13 protein-coding genes are annotated in these 14,163 nt (G+C 69.3%); 11 read left to right on the plus strand and 2 right to left on the minus strand.

Annotation, left to right across the window (positions count from 1 at the left end):
• From ACT3TD_RS04505 to ACT3TD_RS04550, 10 genes are all read left to right on the plus strand, one after another.
• On the plus strand, window positions 1-714 hold the full coding sequence (locus tag ACT3TD_RS04505) for a cell division protein FtsQ/DivIB (protein ID WP_301441979.1): 714 nt from the start codon (window positions 1-3) through the stop codon (window positions 712-714).
• A 148-nt stretch (window positions 715-862) separates the two neighbouring features.
• Entirely contained in the window at window positions 863-2,149 is a 1,287-nt protein-coding gene (gene ftsZ, locus ACT3TD_RS04510; RefSeq protein ID WP_301441978.1) for a cell division protein FtsZ, read from the plus strand.
• Window positions 2,130-2,882 (plus strand): peptidoglycan editing factor PgeF, encoded by a 753-nt coding sequence (gene pgeF / locus ACT3TD_RS04515; protein WP_301441977.1) that lies wholly within the window; start codon window positions 2,130-2,132, stop codon window positions 2,880-2,882. The genes ftsZ and pgeF overlap by 20 nt, the downstream gene beginning before the upstream one ends.
• A gap of 70 nt (window positions 2,883-2,952) precedes the next feature.
• A complete protein-coding gene (locus ACT3TD_RS04520) occupies window positions 2,953-3,537 on the plus strand; it encodes a cell division protein SepF (RefSeq protein WP_301441976.1) in 585 nt (194 codons plus the stop codon).
• A gap of 6 nt (window positions 3,538-3,543) precedes the next feature.
• A complete protein-coding gene (locus ACT3TD_RS04525; protein WP_301441975.1) occupies window positions 3,544-3,840 on the plus strand; it encodes a YggT family protein in 297 nt (98 codons plus the stop codon).
• A 177-nt stretch (window positions 3,841-4,017) separates the two neighbouring features.
• Window positions 4,018-5,061 carry a DivIVA domain-containing protein gene (locus ACT3TD_RS04530; RefSeq protein WP_441579161.1) on the plus strand — a complete coding sequence of 348 codons (1,044 nt, stop codon included), beginning with the start codon at window positions 4,018-4,020 and terminating at the stop codon, window positions 5,059-5,061.
• A 49-nt stretch (window positions 5,062-5,110) separates the two neighbouring features.
• On the plus strand, window positions 5,111-5,269 hold the full coding sequence (locus ACT3TD_RS04535) for a hypothetical protein (protein WP_301441973.1): 159 nt from the start codon (window positions 5,111-5,113) through the stop codon (window positions 5,267-5,269).
• 293 nt (window positions 5,270-5,562) lie between these two features.
• Entirely contained in the window at window positions 5,563-8,769 is a 3,207-nt protein-coding gene (ileS, locus tag ACT3TD_RS04540; RefSeq protein WP_444614821.1) for an isoleucine--tRNA ligase, read from the plus strand.
• Window positions 8,770-8,910: 141 nt separating this feature from the next.
• Window positions 8,911-10,227 (plus strand): HNH endonuclease signature motif containing protein, encoded by a 1,317-nt coding sequence (locus ACT3TD_RS04545; RefSeq protein WP_301441971.1) that lies wholly within the window; start codon window positions 8,911-8,913, stop codon window positions 10,225-10,227.
• A gap of 35 nt (window positions 10,228-10,262) precedes the next feature.
• Window positions 10,263-11,597 carry a DNA polymerase IV gene (locus ACT3TD_RS04550; protein ID WP_301441970.1) on the plus strand — a complete coding sequence of 445 codons (1,335 nt, stop codon included), beginning with the start codon at window positions 10,263-10,265 and terminating at the stop codon, window positions 11,595-11,597.
• Here ACT3TD_RS04550 and ACT3TD_RS04555 read toward each other — a convergent pair whose 3' ends face one another.
• On the minus strand, window positions 11,598-12,503 hold the full coding sequence (locus ACT3TD_RS04555) for an asparaginase (RefSeq protein WP_441582049.1): 906 nt from the start codon (window positions 12,501-12,503) through the stop codon (window positions 11,598-11,600). It abuts the gene before it with no gap.
• An 80-nt stretch (window positions 12,504-12,583) separates the two neighbouring features.
• On the opposite strand from ACT3TD_RS04555, the gene ACT3TD_RS04560 reads away from it, so the two are divergent.
• A complete protein-coding gene (locus ACT3TD_RS04560; protein WP_441579163.1) occupies window positions 12,584-13,180 on the plus strand; it encodes a hypothetical protein in 597 nt (198 codons plus the stop codon).
• Here the strand turns inward: ACT3TD_RS04560 and ACT3TD_RS04565 are convergent.
• Window positions 13,177-14,106 carry a hypothetical protein gene (locus ACT3TD_RS04565; RefSeq protein WP_441579164.1) on the minus strand — a complete coding sequence of 310 codons (930 nt, stop codon included), beginning with the start codon at window positions 14,104-14,106 and terminating at the stop codon, window positions 13,177-13,179. The two genes, ACT3TD_RS04560 and ACT3TD_RS04565, sit on opposite strands and share 4 nt — an antisense overlap.
• Window positions 14,107-14,163 lie beyond the last annotated feature (57 nt).

Genomic DNA, 14,163 nt, shown 5'->3' on the forward strand with positions numbered 1-14,163 from the left:
ATGGCAGGCAACAACCGTCGCAACCGCCGCAACCGCAGCAACCGGCGTGACCCGCGGCGTCGCCGCCGTCTGGCCGTCGTCCTGGGCGGGCTCGTCCTGGTCGTCGTCCTGGCGGTGGTGCTCGTCCTCAGTCCGTTGTTGCAGGTGCGCTCCATCGAGGTCGAGGGCACGCAGCGGCTGGCGCCGGAGGACGTGATCTCCGCGGCCGCGTCGGTGGAGGGGCAGAACCTGCTCTTCGCCGACACGGACGAGGCGGCGCGCTCGGTGTCGGCCCTGCCGTGGGTGGAGAAGGTGACCGTGTCGCGCGACTGGCCGTCCTCGGTGCGGGTGCAGGTGACCGAGTTCGAGGCCGTCGGTGTCGTCGAAGGTGACGGTGACGGTCCGCTGGTGATCAACGAGCGCGGCCGGGTCTTCCTGCGCGGCGAGAGCCCGGAGGGGGCCGTGCCGGTACGGGCGTCCGCCGACGACTCCGACGCGCTCACCGCCGCCGGCGAGGCGCTCGCCGCCCTGCCGGCGGAGCTGCGCGACCAGGTCGAGGAACTGGAGGCGTCCTCCGCCGAGGAACTCACCCTGCGCTTCCCGGAGGGCCGTGAGGTCTATTGGGGGTCGGCGGACCGTGCCGAGGAGAAGGCCGAGGCCACCCGGGTGGTCCTCACCCGCGAGGGCGACCGGTGGAACGTCTCCAACCCGGCGATGCCCTCCGTCCGGGAGTGAGAACCCTCAACCCCACATTGAGGGATACGACACGCACGAAAAATGTGCGCGGAAATCACCGCCGTGTCACACACAATTGGTCGCAGAGTTAGCAGCGACAGCACACGGGCAGACACTGGCCGAAACATCGGGAAAGAGAGCGCACACCATGACCCTCTACGACAACCACCTCGCCAAGATCACCGTCGTCGGTGTCGGTGGCGGTGGTGTCAACGCCGTGAACAGGATGATCGACGCGAACCTGCAGGGTGTGGAGTTCGTCGCGATCAACACCGACGCGCAGGCACTCCTGCTCACCGACGCGGACACCAAGCTCGACATCGGCCAGGCCGAGACCCGCGGGCTCGGCGCCGGCGCCAACCCCGAGGTCGGACGCAAGTCCGCCGAGGACCACAAGGAGCAGATCGAGGAGGTCATCGAGGGCTCCGACATGGTCTTCGTGACCTGTGGTGAGGGTGGCGGCACCGGTACCGGCGCCGCCCCGGTCGTCGCCAACATCGCCAAGAAGAAGGGCGCGCTGACCGTCGGTGTGGTCACCCGCCCGTTCACCTTCGAGGGGCAGCGTCGTTCCAAGCAGGCTCTCGAGGGCATCGAGGCCCTGCGCGACGTCTGCGACACGCTCATCGTGATCCCGAACGACAGCCTGCTCAAGATGGGCGACGCGGACCTCCAGCTCATGGACGCCTTCCGCAAGGCCGACGAGGTCCTGCACTCCGGTGTCGAGGGCATCACCCGCCTGATCACCACGCCCGGCGTGATCAACGTCGACTTCGCCGACGTGCGCTCCGTGATGACGGACGCCGGTTCCGCCCTGATGGGCATCGGCAGCTCCCGTGGGGACGACCGTGCCCGCAAGGCCACCGAGCTGGCGATCAACTCGCCGCTGCTGGAGACCACGATGCAGGGCGCCAAGGGTGTGCTGCTGTCCTTCGCCGGTGGTTCCGACCTGGGGCTGTTCGAGGTCAACGAGGCGGCCACGATCGTCCAGGACCTCGCCGACGAGGACGCCAACATCATCTTCGGCACGATCATCGACGACCAGCTCGGCGACGAGGTCCGCGTGACCGTCATCGCCACCGGTTTCGACGACTCGCCGAACGTGGTCGCCCAGCCGCGCCGCGGTCAGCACCGCGCGCCGGAGACCTCCAACAACCAGCAGGCACAGTCGGCACAGCAGTCCCAGCCGGCACAGCGTGCCCAGCAGCCCGCCGCCGAGCAGTCCCAGCCGGGGATCTTCAACGGTGAGGAGGCGCCCGCCGCCCAGCGTCAGCAGGAGGAGTCGACGAGCTTCACCCGCCGTACCCGTTCGGGTGTGCCCGGTTCCTCCGAGCCGGCGAACTCCTCGGGCCTGTTCACCTCGAACGGCGACCGTCGCGACAACCGTGACAGCCGCGATGACGGAGACGACGATCTCGATGTCCCGACCTTCCTCTGAGCCGGTGGAACGTAGCGTCCGCAAGGTCGTCACCGACCGACACGGCGGTGCGTCCACGGGAGACTTCGACTCCTTCAACCTCGCCGGCCATGTCGGCGACGACGAGGCGTCCGTCGCGGCGAACCGTGCCCGGCTCGCCGGGCTGATCGGTGTGCCCGAGTCCCGCATGGTGTACATGGAGCAGATCCACTCGCCGAACGTCACCGTGGTCACCGCGGAGATGCTCGACGAACTGGACGGCGCGCCGGTGGAGTTCACCGACGCCCTGGTGACCGCCGAGCCCGGTGTGGCCCTGGTCGTGCTGACCGCGGACTGCGTGCCGGTGCTGCTGTCCGACGAGGAGGCTGGGGTGGTCGCCGCCGTGCACGCCGGACGCATGGGCGCGCGCAACGGCGTGGTGCCCGCGACGCTGCGGCGCATGGTGGAGCTCGGCGCTGTGCCGGCGCGCATCCACGCCCTGCTCGGTGCCGCGGCCGCCGGTGTGGACTACGAGGTGCCCGAGGAGATGGCCGCCGACGTCGAGGGGCGTCTGCCGGGGTCACGCACGACGACATCACGCGGAACCCCGGGTCTGGACATCCGCGCGGGGATCACCCGTCAACTGCTCGGTGAGGGTGTCCGCTCGGTCGACGCCGACCCGCGCAGCACCGTCTCCGAGGAGAACTTCTTCTCCTACCGGAGGGAGGGGCGCACGGGCCGCCAAGCCTCCGTGATCTGGATTCCCGACGCCTGACCGGACTTCCCGGTAATTTCGACAGTAGACGATCCCCGCACGACACATCCCAGAGAAAGCGAGACAGACCATGGCAGACGGAATCACCGGGAAGGTCAAGGATTTCTTCGGCTTCGGTGACGTTGACAGCTTCGATGACCCCTACTACCGCGACGAGTTCGAGGAGGACCGCGGCGGCTACCGTTCCTCCGGTCGCTACCAGGACCGCGAGGACGACCGTGACCGGGACCGCGACTACGAGCGTCCCGACCGCACGGAGCGTGCCGAGCGCGCCGAGCGTCCTGCGCGGTCCGAGCGCTCCGACTACGACTACCGCGCCCCGCGCACGCCGCGGCGCGCGGAGACCCCGGTGGCCCCTGTGGCCCCGGTGTCGCCGGCGCAGTCGCGTGAGCCGCAGGTCGTGCGTCTCGCACTGAGCTCCTTCCAGCAGGCCGGGGAACTGGCCACGGAGTTCAAGGCGGGGGACATCGTGGTCCTCAACCTCTCTGCGATGGAGAAGTCGGAGGCGAGCCGCGTCCTGGACTTCTCCGTTGGTCTCGCGAAGGGGCTCGACGGTACGCTGAAGAAGCTCGGCGGTATCCGCAACTTCGCGCTGATCCCCGCTTCCGTGACCCTAGACCAGAGCCAGCTCGACCAGCTGGTGGAGGACCAGTAGAACACCGTGGCTGCCACTCTCTATTTCATCGCCCTGCTCCTCCGGCTGTACTGGTTCATCCTCCTGGCGAGGGTGATCATCGAGATGATCCGGTCCTTCTCACGGCAGTGGAGGCCGTCGCGGCGTTTCGCGCTGATCGCCGAGCCGATCTTCGTGTTGACCGACTTCCTGGTCAAGCCGTTGCGTCGCATCATCCCGCCGCTGCGTCTGGGCGGGGTCGCCCTGGACGTGTCGGTTCTGGTGCTGTTCTTCGGCATCTCGATCCTCACCTCCGTGCTGCTGGGTATCGCCAACAGTGTGTGACGCGGGGTGGGGCGTTCTTGCAGGTGGGAAAACGCCTGCTGTATAACTGACCTGAAAGACTACACATGAGGTTGAACCTGAAGCCTCATGACCGTGGTCGCTGATAAGATCGTGACCGACTCACCGTCCGGCCCCACTAGGCTTGGCGGAACACATCGACTGTGAAGGGAACTACCGATGCCGTTGACTCCCGCTGACGTTCATAACGTGGCATTCAGCAAGCCGCCGATCGGCAAGCGTGGCTACAACGAGGACGAGGTTGACCAGTTCCTCGATCTCGTCGAAGACACGCTGGCCGAGCTGCAGGACGAGAACGACGACCTGCGCGGCCAGGCCGGCTCCGGTGCCGCGGCACCGGTCGCCGCCGCCGCTACCGGTTCGTCGGACGACTCGGCGCTGAGCGCCGAGCTGGACGAGGCCCGTGCCCGGGTGTCCGAGCTCGAGGCCGAGCTCGCCAAGGCGCAGGACGCCACGGCCGCCGCCGAGAAGCGCGCGAACGCCGCCGAGGACAAGGCCGCCGCCGCCGACAAGCGCGCCGAGTCGGCGCAGGCCCAGGCTGCCCAGTCCGCCAGTTCCGCACAGTCCAACCAGGCTCCGGCCGCCGCCCAGGCCCAGGCCCCGGCGGACACCGCCACGGCCGCCGGTACCGCCAACGCGGACACCCACATGCAGGCCGCCCGCGTGCTGAGCATGGCCCAGGAGATGGCGGACCGTCTCACCGGCGACGCCAAGACCGAGTCGCAGGGCATGCTGGACGACGCCCGCAACGAGGCCAACCGCACCCTCGAGGACGCCAACACGAAGGCGAGCTCGCAGCTCTCCGACGCGCAGAAGCGTTCCGAGAAGCAGCTGGCCGACGCCGACCAGCAGGCCCGCAAGTCGGTGGCCGAGGCGCAGCAGAAGGCTGACACCCTCGTCGCCGACGCGACGCAGAAGTCCGAGACCCTGATCTCGGACGCCACGGCACAGTCCGAGGCGCAGGTCCGCGCGGCGCAGGAGAAGGCCGACGCGCTGCAGAAGGACGCGGAGCGCAAGCACACCGAGATCATGACCACGGTGAAGAAGCAGCAGTCCGCGCTGGAGAGCCGCATCGAGGAGCTTCGTACCTACGAGCGGGAGTACCGTACCCGCCTGAAGACCTTCCTCGAGTCGCAGCTGGAGGAGCTCAACAGCCGCAGCACCGCGGCCCCGAACTCCAACATCGACTTCGGCGAGAAGTAAGGCCCTTCCCGGGTCTGACGACGACGGACGAGGACGGACGGCAACCGAGATGCTCGCACTGTCCCTGCTGATGTCCCTCCTGGGGTTCCTGGCTCTGCTGGTGGCCCTGTACGTGGGATCCACGTTCTGGGCGTGGGTCTGCATCGGGGTCGCCGTCGTCGGCCTGGCCGTCTTCGTGGTGGACCTGATTCTCCGCCGCAGACAGTGACACGTATACTTCATTGATGACCGGCCCCGCACCGCCGTGCGGGGCCTTTCATTCGCACTGATCCGGCCATCACCGGGGAGCGATCCGGAAGAAAGGCGTTCAACCACCCCGGTTGCGCCGAGTAGAGCCGGACGTGGTCGCGGCACGTCACAGCCGTAGGAACAAGTGGGATTCCCCGGTCCGGCGGTGTCGTCGGGGAGCCCAAGCGGGGTGGTACCGCGTGGTCCGGTCGTTGTGCCGGGCTCTCGTCCCCGCGGACCGTGAGAAGCACACCAACTTACGAGGAGTCCGCGATGAGCACCCCCGCAGGCGGAGCGTACCCGCACACCGACATGTCGGACGGCACCAGTTCCTTCCCCACGATGGAGGAGAACGTCCTGGACTACTGGGGTCGGGACGACACCTTCCAGGCGTCCCTCGACAACCGTGAGGGCGCCCCCGAGTACATCTTCTACGACGGCCCCCCGTTCGCCAACGGTCTGCCGCACTACGGTCACCTGCTGACCGGCTACGTCAAGGACATCGTCCCGCGCTACAAGACGATGCGCGGCTACCGCGTGCCGCGGGTGTTCGGCTGGGACACCCACGGCCTTCCGGCGGAGCTGGAGGCGGAGAAGCAGCTCGGCATCACCGACAAGGGCGACATCCAGAAGATGGGCCTGGCGAAGTTCAACGAGTACTGCGCGACGTCGGTGCTGCGCTACGCCGACGAGTGGAAGGACTACGTCACCCGGCAGGCCCGGTGGGTGGACTTCGACAACGGCTACAAGACCATGGACATCACCTACATGGAGTCGGTGATCTGGGCGTTCAAGGACCTCTACGACAAGGGCCTGATCTACCAGGGCTTCCGGGTGCTGCCGTACTCGTGGGCCGAGCACACCCCGCTGTCGAACCAGGAGACCCGCCTGGACGACTCCTACAAGATGCGTCAGGACCCCACGCTCACGGTGACCTTCCCGGTCACCGGTGCGCAGCCGGGCACCGCCGCGGTGGAGACGCTGGCCGCCAACCCGGCGCTCGCCGAGGCGTCCGCCCTGGCCTGGACGACGACCCCGTGGACGCTGCCGTCGAACCTCGCGCTGGCGGTCAACCCGTCGGTGTCCTACGTGCTGGTCACCGCCGCGCAGGACGGCGCGGACGCGATCGCCGGACGCAGCGTCCTGCTTGCGAAGGACCTGGCGGGTGCCTACGCCGCGGAGCTCGGCGAGGACTCCGAGGTCGTCGCGGAGTTCACCGGCGCGCAGCTGGTGGGGCTGACCTACGAGCCGGTCTTCGGCTACTTCGCCGACCGTGCGGAGCTGGGGGAGAAGCGTGCCTTCCGGATCCTGGCGGCGGACTACGTCACCACCGAGGACGGTACCGGTGTGGTCCACCAGGCGCCGGCCTTCGGTGAGGACGACATGCTGACCTGCAACGCCGAGGGCATCGACACGGTGGTCCCGGTGGACATGGACGGCAAGTTCACCTCGCTGGTGCCGGACTACGAGGGCCAGCTGGTCTTCGACGCCAACAAGGACATCATCAAGGACCTCAAGGCCGCCGGCCGGGTGGTGCGCCACCAGACCATCGAGCACTCCTACCCGCACTCCTGGCGCTCCGGTGAGCCGCTGATTTACATGGCGCTGCCGAGCTGGTTCGTGTCCGTGTCGTCCTTCCGTGACCGGATGGTGGAGCTCAACCACGAGCAGATCGAGTGGATCCCGGAGCACATCCGCGACGGGCAGTTCGGCAAGTGGCTGGAGGGCGCGCGGGACTGGAACATCTCGCGCTCGCGCTACTGGGGCTCACCGATCCCGGTGTGGGTGTCCGACGACGACGCCTACCCGCGCACCGACGTCTACGGCTCCCTGGACGAGCTGGAGGCGGACTTCGGGGTGCGTCCCGAGTCGCTGCACCGCCCGTACATCGACGAGCTGACCCGCCCGAACCCCGACGACCCGACGGGCCGCTCCACGATGCGCCGCGTGCCGGACGTGCTGGACGTGTGGTTCGACTCCGGGTCGATGCCGTTCGCGCAGGTGCACTACCCGTTCGAGAACAAGGAGTGGTTCGACTCCCACTCGCCGGCGGACTTCATCGTGGAGTACATCGGCCAGACCCGTGGCTGGTTCTACCTGCTGCACGTGCTCTCGACGGCGCTGTTCGACCGTCCGGCGTTCACGAAGGTCGTCTCGCACGGCATCGTGCTCGGCGACGACGGACTGAAGATGTCCAAGTCGAAGGGCAACTACCCGGACGTCAACGAGGTGTTCGACCGTGACGGTTCGGACGCGATGCGCTGGTTCCTGATGAGCTCGCCGATCCTGCGCGGCGGCAACCTGATCGTCACCGAGCAGGGTATCCGTGAGGGTGTTCGTCAGGCGATGCTGCCGATGTGGAACGCCTACTCGTTCCTGCGGCTGTACGCGCACAACCCGGCGCAGTACGACACCTCCTCGTCGAACGTCCTGGACCGCTACATCCTGGCCAAGCTGCACGACACGGTCGAGGCGGTCACCGGTTCGCTGGACGCCACCGACATCGCTGCGGCGACCGACGAGATCCGTCAGTTCTGCGATGCGCTGACCAACTGGTACGTGCGTCGTTCGCGTGACCGGTTCTGGGCCGGCGACTCCGGCGAGGACGGCCACCCGGAGGCCTTCAACACGCTCTACACCGTGTTGGAGACGCTGTGCCGGATCGCCGCCCCGCTGCTGCCGATGACCACGGAGGTCATCTGGCGGGGTCTGACCGGTGAGCGGTCGGTGCACCTGACCGACTGGCCGTCGGCGGACGAACTGCCGGCGGACGCGGACCTGGTGGCCTCGATGGACGCCGTGCGCGGGGTCTGCTCGGCGGCGTCGTCGTTGCGCAAGTCGCACAAGCTGCGCAACCGCCTGCCCCTGCCGGGGCTGACCGTGGCCCTGCCGGAGTCCGCTGCGTTGGCGGACTTCTCGTCGATCATCCGCGACGAGGTCAACGTCAAGGAGATCTCCTTGACCGACGATGTGTCTTCCGTGGGTCGTTTCGAGGTCGTCGTCAACGCACGTGTGGCCGGCCCGCGCCTGGGCAAGAACGTCCAGACCGTGATCAAGGCCGTGAAGACCGGCAACTACACGGTCGCCGAGGACGGCACGGTCACCGCCGACGGCATCGAGCTGGTCGACGGTGAGTTCAGCCGCAAGCTGGTGGCGGTCGACCCGGACAACACCACGGAGATCCCGGGCGGCGACGGCCTGGTCGTCCTGGACACCGCCGTCACCCCCGAGCTGGAGGCCGAGGGCTGGGCCGCTGACCGCGTCCGTGGTGTGCAGGACGCACGCAAGGCGTCCGGCTTCGACGTCTCCGACCGGATCACGCTGACGCTGTCGGTGCCGGCGGACAAGCGGGAGTGGGCCGACCGGCACGCCGACGCGATCGCCGGCGAGGTGCTCGCGACCTCCGTGACCGTGGTCGTCGACGAGACGCTGAGTCACGACGTGGGCGACGGGGTCACCGCCGAGGTGGCGAAGGTGTAGTCCCGCCGCGTCGTCGACCTGCCCCGGACGGTTCGCCGTCCGGGGTTTTCGACGTCTCCGCCCCGAGACCTTGACACTCGAACACACCATCGATAATGTGTTTGCTCTCGAGAGCGGTTCCATGAATCTGAGGGGAAAGACATGGTGCAGGACGGTACGGGACTGAGCGTCATCGAACGTGATTACGAGGAGCTGTGCTTCGACTGCGACGTCGAGTACGTGGAGGAGAACCTCGACGAACCCTGCTGGGCGGTCAGCGCGCAGGAGGTGATGTTCAACGCCAAGCGCGACATCAACGTCCTGGAGCTCGACATCGCCCGTGAGGCGGCACCGTCGCCGGGTATGGAGGTCTCCCGCCACGTCCGGAAGCTGTCAGTGGGGTTGGGGGTGTCGAAGGGTAAGGCCCTTGCATACTGCGACATCGGGACGATGCTGACCAGGATGCACGGGGTCGGCCTGCTGCTGAAGAACGGCGCGTTCTCCTTCGACCACCTGCGCGCGCTCGCGGATTCCGTCGCCGCCGTGGACGACGGGCACCTCGAGGAGGTCGAGCGTTCCGTGATGGGTGTGCTCACCCCGACGGTTCCGCGGCAGGCGGTACCCGGGGTGGTCACCCTGCGCCGTCTCGTCCAGGAGGTCGTCGCGGAGATCCAGCCCTCGGCGCGACCACTCGACCCGGAGGGCCACGGTGAGGTTCCGCCGCCGCAGTGCCAGCTCGACTTCTCGGTCGACACCCGTGCGGACGCGGCGACGGTCTTCCACGTCACCGTGCCCACCGACGAGGGCATCGGCGCCATCCGCATCATCGACGCCGTCGCCGCGGCCCGCGACTGCACCCGCGCCCAGGCCTTCATCGACCTGGTGCACGGTCGGGCGGGGGACGTGTCGGTGACGTTGAACTGCTACCGCAACCTGGACAGCGGCACGATGCACCTGGAGAGCACGTGGTTGCACGAGGTCGCCACGGACCGCTGGATGGAGCGGGTCACCGAGCTGTGCGTCGCCGGGCACAGCGAGGTCTCCGGCTACACGCCCTCGGCCCACCAGCGCGCCACGGACGCCGGGCGGGACGGCACGTGCCGGTTCCCCGGGTGCGACCGGCCCGCCGCGGAGTCGCAGATCGACCACGTGAGCCGCTGGACCGGTGACGAGGAGGACGGGGGAAAGACCGCGTCCTGGGCGATGCACTCGCTGTGTCCGGGGTGCCACAGCCTCAAGACCCGCGGACTCTACGACGTGACCCTGAACCCGGACGGCTCGGACTGGTGGACCAGCGTGGAGGACGGCCACGTGTACGTGACCACCCCGACCGGCCCGTTGGCCGAGGCGGTCCTGGACTTCGACACTCGTCTGCACCGCAAGGTCCGAACCCTGGCGGCGCACAACGAGGCCAGGCTTCGTCGGATCGGCGAGGTCGTCGAGGCTGCCCGCGTCGCGGCTCAGGAGGTGCCTTTTTGACGGTGCTGGCGGTCCCCGGAACTAGACTCGGGGACATGAACTCCACGCAGCGATGGGTGGTCCACCTCGACATGGACGCGTTCTTCGCCTCCGTGGAGCAGTTGACCCGTCCGACGCTCGCCGGACGCCCCGTCCTCGTCGGCGGTGCCTCCGGCCGGGGCGTCGTGGCCGGTGCGTCCTATGAGTCGCGGGTGTACGGGGCCCGGTCGGCCATGCCGATGCAGCAGGCCGTGCGCCTGTGCCGCGGCAAGGCCGTGGTCGTGTCCCCGCGCTTCAGCGTGTACTCCACCGTCTCCGCCCAGGTCTTCGAGCTCCTCGGGCGCGAGGAGGACACCGTCGAGCAGCTCAGCGTGGACGAGGGGTTCGTGGAGCCGGAGTCGCTGGTCGGGCTGGACGCCGCGGAGGTCGAACGGTGGGCCCGCGTTCTGCAGGAGCGTGTCGACGCCGAGATCGGCCTGCCCTGCTCGATCGGTGTGGCCACCACGAAGCTGGACGCGAAGATGGCCTCCGACCTCGCCAAGCCGCACGGGGTGACGGTGGTGGGTGCCGATCGTCGCGGGGAGGTCTTCGGCCCCCGTCCGGTCGGGGAGTTGTGGGGTATCGGCCCGGTGGCCCAGGGCAAGCTGGCCGACGTCGGCGTCACCACCATCGGCGCATTCACCGCGATGGACGACGTGGACGTCAAGGGCCTGCTCGGCTCGGTGGGTCTGCAGGTCCTCGGCTACGCCCGTGGTGCGGACACCCGCCCGGTGGCACCGCGGGCGCGGTCGAAGCAGGTGTCCGCGGAGCGCACCCTGGAGGTCGACGCGGTGACCACGGTGGAGGTCGACCCGGTGCTGGTGCTGGCGGCCACCGCGGCGCGTCGTCGACTGCTCGGGGACGGTCGGGCGGCCCGTACGGTGACGGTGAAGACCCGGACCGCAGACTTCAAGGCCCACACGCGCTCGACCACGCTGGTCACCCCGACCGACGACCTCGACGAGATCCTCGCCGCGGCCCGCTCGGTGGTCCCGCGGCCCGAGGTGTCCGGCGCGGTGCGGCTGGTGGGGGTGAGCCTGTCCGGGCTGACGGAGGAACGCCAGGCCGTGCTTTTCCCGGAGCCCGGCATGGTCGCCGTGGAACCGGAGACCGAGACAGAGACCGAGCCGGCGCCCGAACCCGAGCCGGAACCTGAGGCCACCGTCACCTCCTGGCGTCCCTCTGCGGACGTGCACCACCCCGAGTTCGGCCACGGTTGGGTGCAGGGCACGGGCGCGGGGGTGGTGAGCGTGCGTTTCGAGACCCGCTCCACCGGGCCGGGCAGGGCGCGCACCTTCGCCGTCGACGACCCGGAGCTCAGTGCGGCGGACCCGCTGGACAGTCTCCGTTAGTCAGCCGGCACGGCGGACGGCCAGTTCGCACAGCAGTTCCATGCGCGCCTGCGCGGCGGTGAGTTCTCCGCCGGAGCGCACCCCGGCACGGGCGAGGGAGCGTCCTCCGCCGGCGCCGCCGTAGACCAGCTGCACCCCGCCGGACGCCACACGGCTGGCGACGACGACGGGGACGCCGGCCTCGACGGCCCGGTGGGCACCGTCGGCGAGCACCCCGATGTTGCCGGACCCGAAGGCCTGCACGACCACGCCGTGCGCCCCGGCGGACACCGCGGCGTCGATCGCGGCGGGGTCGGCGCCCTGGCAGGCGGACACGATGTCCACGCGCAGCCCGGCCAGCGGGGCCGGGGGAGCGGACGGGTCGGCCGGACGGGTGGGGCGGGTGATGCCGGCCGGGGTGTCGAAGGCGGCGTCGGCGGTGGTGTGCACTTTGCGCACACCGTAGGCGGGCGAGGTCCGCCCGCCGAGCACCACGGCGGGATGCAGGACGCGGCGCGCCGCCTCGATCGCGTCGCGCAGGTTGCCCGGGCCGTCCGGCGCCGGGTCGTCGGCGGGACGTTGCGCGCCGGTGAGCACCACCGGCCCGCCGATGAGCCGGTCGACGGCCATGGCGGTCTCCTCCATCGAGTCGGTGCCGTGGGTGACCACGACCGGCCCGCTGCGGCGCGCCCCGTGGATGTGGGTGAGCAGGACGTCGAGGTCGGCGAGGCCCATCGTGGAGGAGTCGAGGTGCAGGACGTCACGGGCGTCTCGCACGGCGGCAGCGACGGCGGCGGAGTCCGTTGCGTCGGCCAGGAGGTCGGCGATGGTCCTGGTGGGGACGAGGTCACCGCGGTCGTCGCGCGCGCAGGCGATGGTGCCGCCGGTGGCTAGCACGGTGGGGGCGAGGGTGGTCTGGTCGGTCACGGATTACAAGGCTACCGTCCCATCGGCGGTAGACTCGCTTCATTCGCCGTACATCCACGACTCGAAGGAGCGTCGTCACAGTGAGCATCACGTCCACTCTGAACCCCCTGAAGCGACCCCGCGCACTCGCCGCCGTCATCGCCCTCACCGCCGGCCTGTCGGTCACCGCCTGTTCCTCGGACGACTCCGACGACGGCTCGTCGGACACCACCGCGGCCCAGACCACCGAAACCACCCCGCTGCCCGACGCGCAGGAGCTCGGCGACATCCTCGCCCGCGCCGTGGACCCGGGTGTCCCGGCGGAGGAGAAGGCCGACACCGTGGAGAACGGTGAGGAGGCCGTGGACCTCTTCGACGTGATGATGCAGTCACAGCAGGAGTCCGGCGCAACCTTCGAGGTCGTTGACCCGATCCTCCCCGGCAACACCCCGCAGGAGGTCATGGCGACCATGAACCTCATCCAGCCGGACGCCGAGCCGGTGCGGATGGACGGCGTGAAGTTCGTCAACGACAACGGCCAGTGGAAGCTGTCCCAGGAATGGGCCTGCACGCTGGTCAGCAACGTCGCCCCCGACCAGGTCCCCGACAGCTGCGCCCCCTTCCTCGAGGAGGCCCCCGACCCCGCCGCCGAGCAGGACGCCCCGGCGGAGGATCCCGCCGCCGAGCCCGCCGCCTAGGCCGGCTCCCAGCTGGACCTCGTCCGCGAGGTCTGCACCACGGTGACCGGCGAGTCCGTCTCACCGTAGGTCACGCTCGTCGACGTCTCGATCACGCCGGAGACCGGCACGGGACGTCGCAGATCCACCGTGATGTTGCCGGTGGACTCACTGTCGGAGCCCACCACCTTCAGGTCGGAGCCCGACATCTGCTGCACCGAGGGTGTGCGCTCCACGTCGACGTCGAGCTCGATGCGTGAGCCCTCCCGCGACACCAGGGTGTAGGTCACCCCCTGGCGCATGGAGATCCCCAGGTTCGGGTCGTCGACCTGGCCGGTGACCGTCCAGCGGGCACCGGTGCCCAGGTCGTCGGCGGGGAATACCACCGGCACGTCCGTCATCTGGGTGAAGGAGCGCTCCACGTTCGACCGCGCCGCGTCCGAGGCGCCCTCGGGCGCGGTGAAGCCGCGCGTGGTGACGCGTCCGTCCTGGTTGTAGTTCTGGTTCATCGTGAACCCCTCGGCGGTGGAGAGGTCCTCGTTGCCGTCGGTGTTGTCGCCCGACGGGCTCCCGGCGACGACCTCGGCCTCCAGCTCGTCACCGTCGGTGGCGGTGGACACGGTGACCGGGACCTCCATGGTGACGTCCTCGTACGGCAGGTCGTCCTCGCTGGTCTCGTCGGAGTCACCACCCTCGATGCTCTGCCCCCACCCCTGGGTCGCCTTGTAGACGGTCTCGGTCTCCGTGTCGTCGCTGAACCACACCAGGGGCTCGCGCGGGGCGTCACCGGTGTCGTCGACGGTGACGGAGACCCCGGACACCGGGGCGTCCACCGGCTCCTCGGGCGACGCGGCGTCGTCGGAGGAGCATGCGGTGAGGACCGATCCCGCCAGCAGGGTGGTCGTCACGGTGGTCAACAGGGTCGGCAGGAGTCGTTGGGTGCGCACGTGGGTCAGCGTACCAACTGGCGGCCGGGCAACAGAGGGTCGCGGGCGGGGACATGC

The sequence above is a fragment of the Corynebacterium sp. AOP36-E1-14 genome, assembly GCF_052377495.1.
Classification (GTDB): domain Bacteria; phylum Actinomycetota; class Actinomycetes; order Mycobacteriales; family Mycobacteriaceae; genus Corynebacterium.

Coding starts and splice junctions, on each gene's coding strand:
- ACT3TD_RS04505 (WP_301441979.1), top strand. CDS start 1: ATGGCAGGCAACAACCGTCGCAACCGCCGCAACCGCAGCAACCGGCGT.
- ACT3TD_RS04530 (WP_441579161.1), top strand. CDS start 4,018: ATGCCGTTGACTCCCGCTGACGTTCATAACGTGGCATTCAGCAAGCCG.
- pgeF (WP_301441977.1), top strand. CDS start 2,130: ATGTCCCGACCTTCCTCTGAGCCGGTGGAACGTAGCGTCCGCAAGGTC.
- ftsZ (WP_301441978.1), top strand. CDS start 863: ATGACCCTCTACGACAACCACCTCGCCAAGATCACCGTCGTCGGTGTC.
- ileS (WP_444614821.1), top strand. CDS start 5,563: ATGAGCACCCCCGCAGGCGGAGCGTACCCGCACACCGACATGTCGGAC.
- ACT3TD_RS04535 (WP_301441973.1), top strand. CDS start 5,111: ATGCTCGCACTGTCCCTGCTGATGTCCCTCCTGGGGTTCCTGGCTCTG.
- ACT3TD_RS04545 (WP_301441971.1), top strand. CDS start 8,911: ATGGTGCAGGACGGTACGGGACTGAGCGTCATCGAACGTGATTACGAG.
- ACT3TD_RS04550 (WP_301441970.1), top strand. CDS start 10,263: ATGAACTCCACGCAGCGATGGGTGGTCCACCTCGACATGGACGCGTTC.
- ACT3TD_RS04520 (WP_301441976.1), top strand. CDS start 2,953: ATGGCAGACGGAATCACCGGGAAGGTCAAGGATTTCTTCGGCTTCGGT.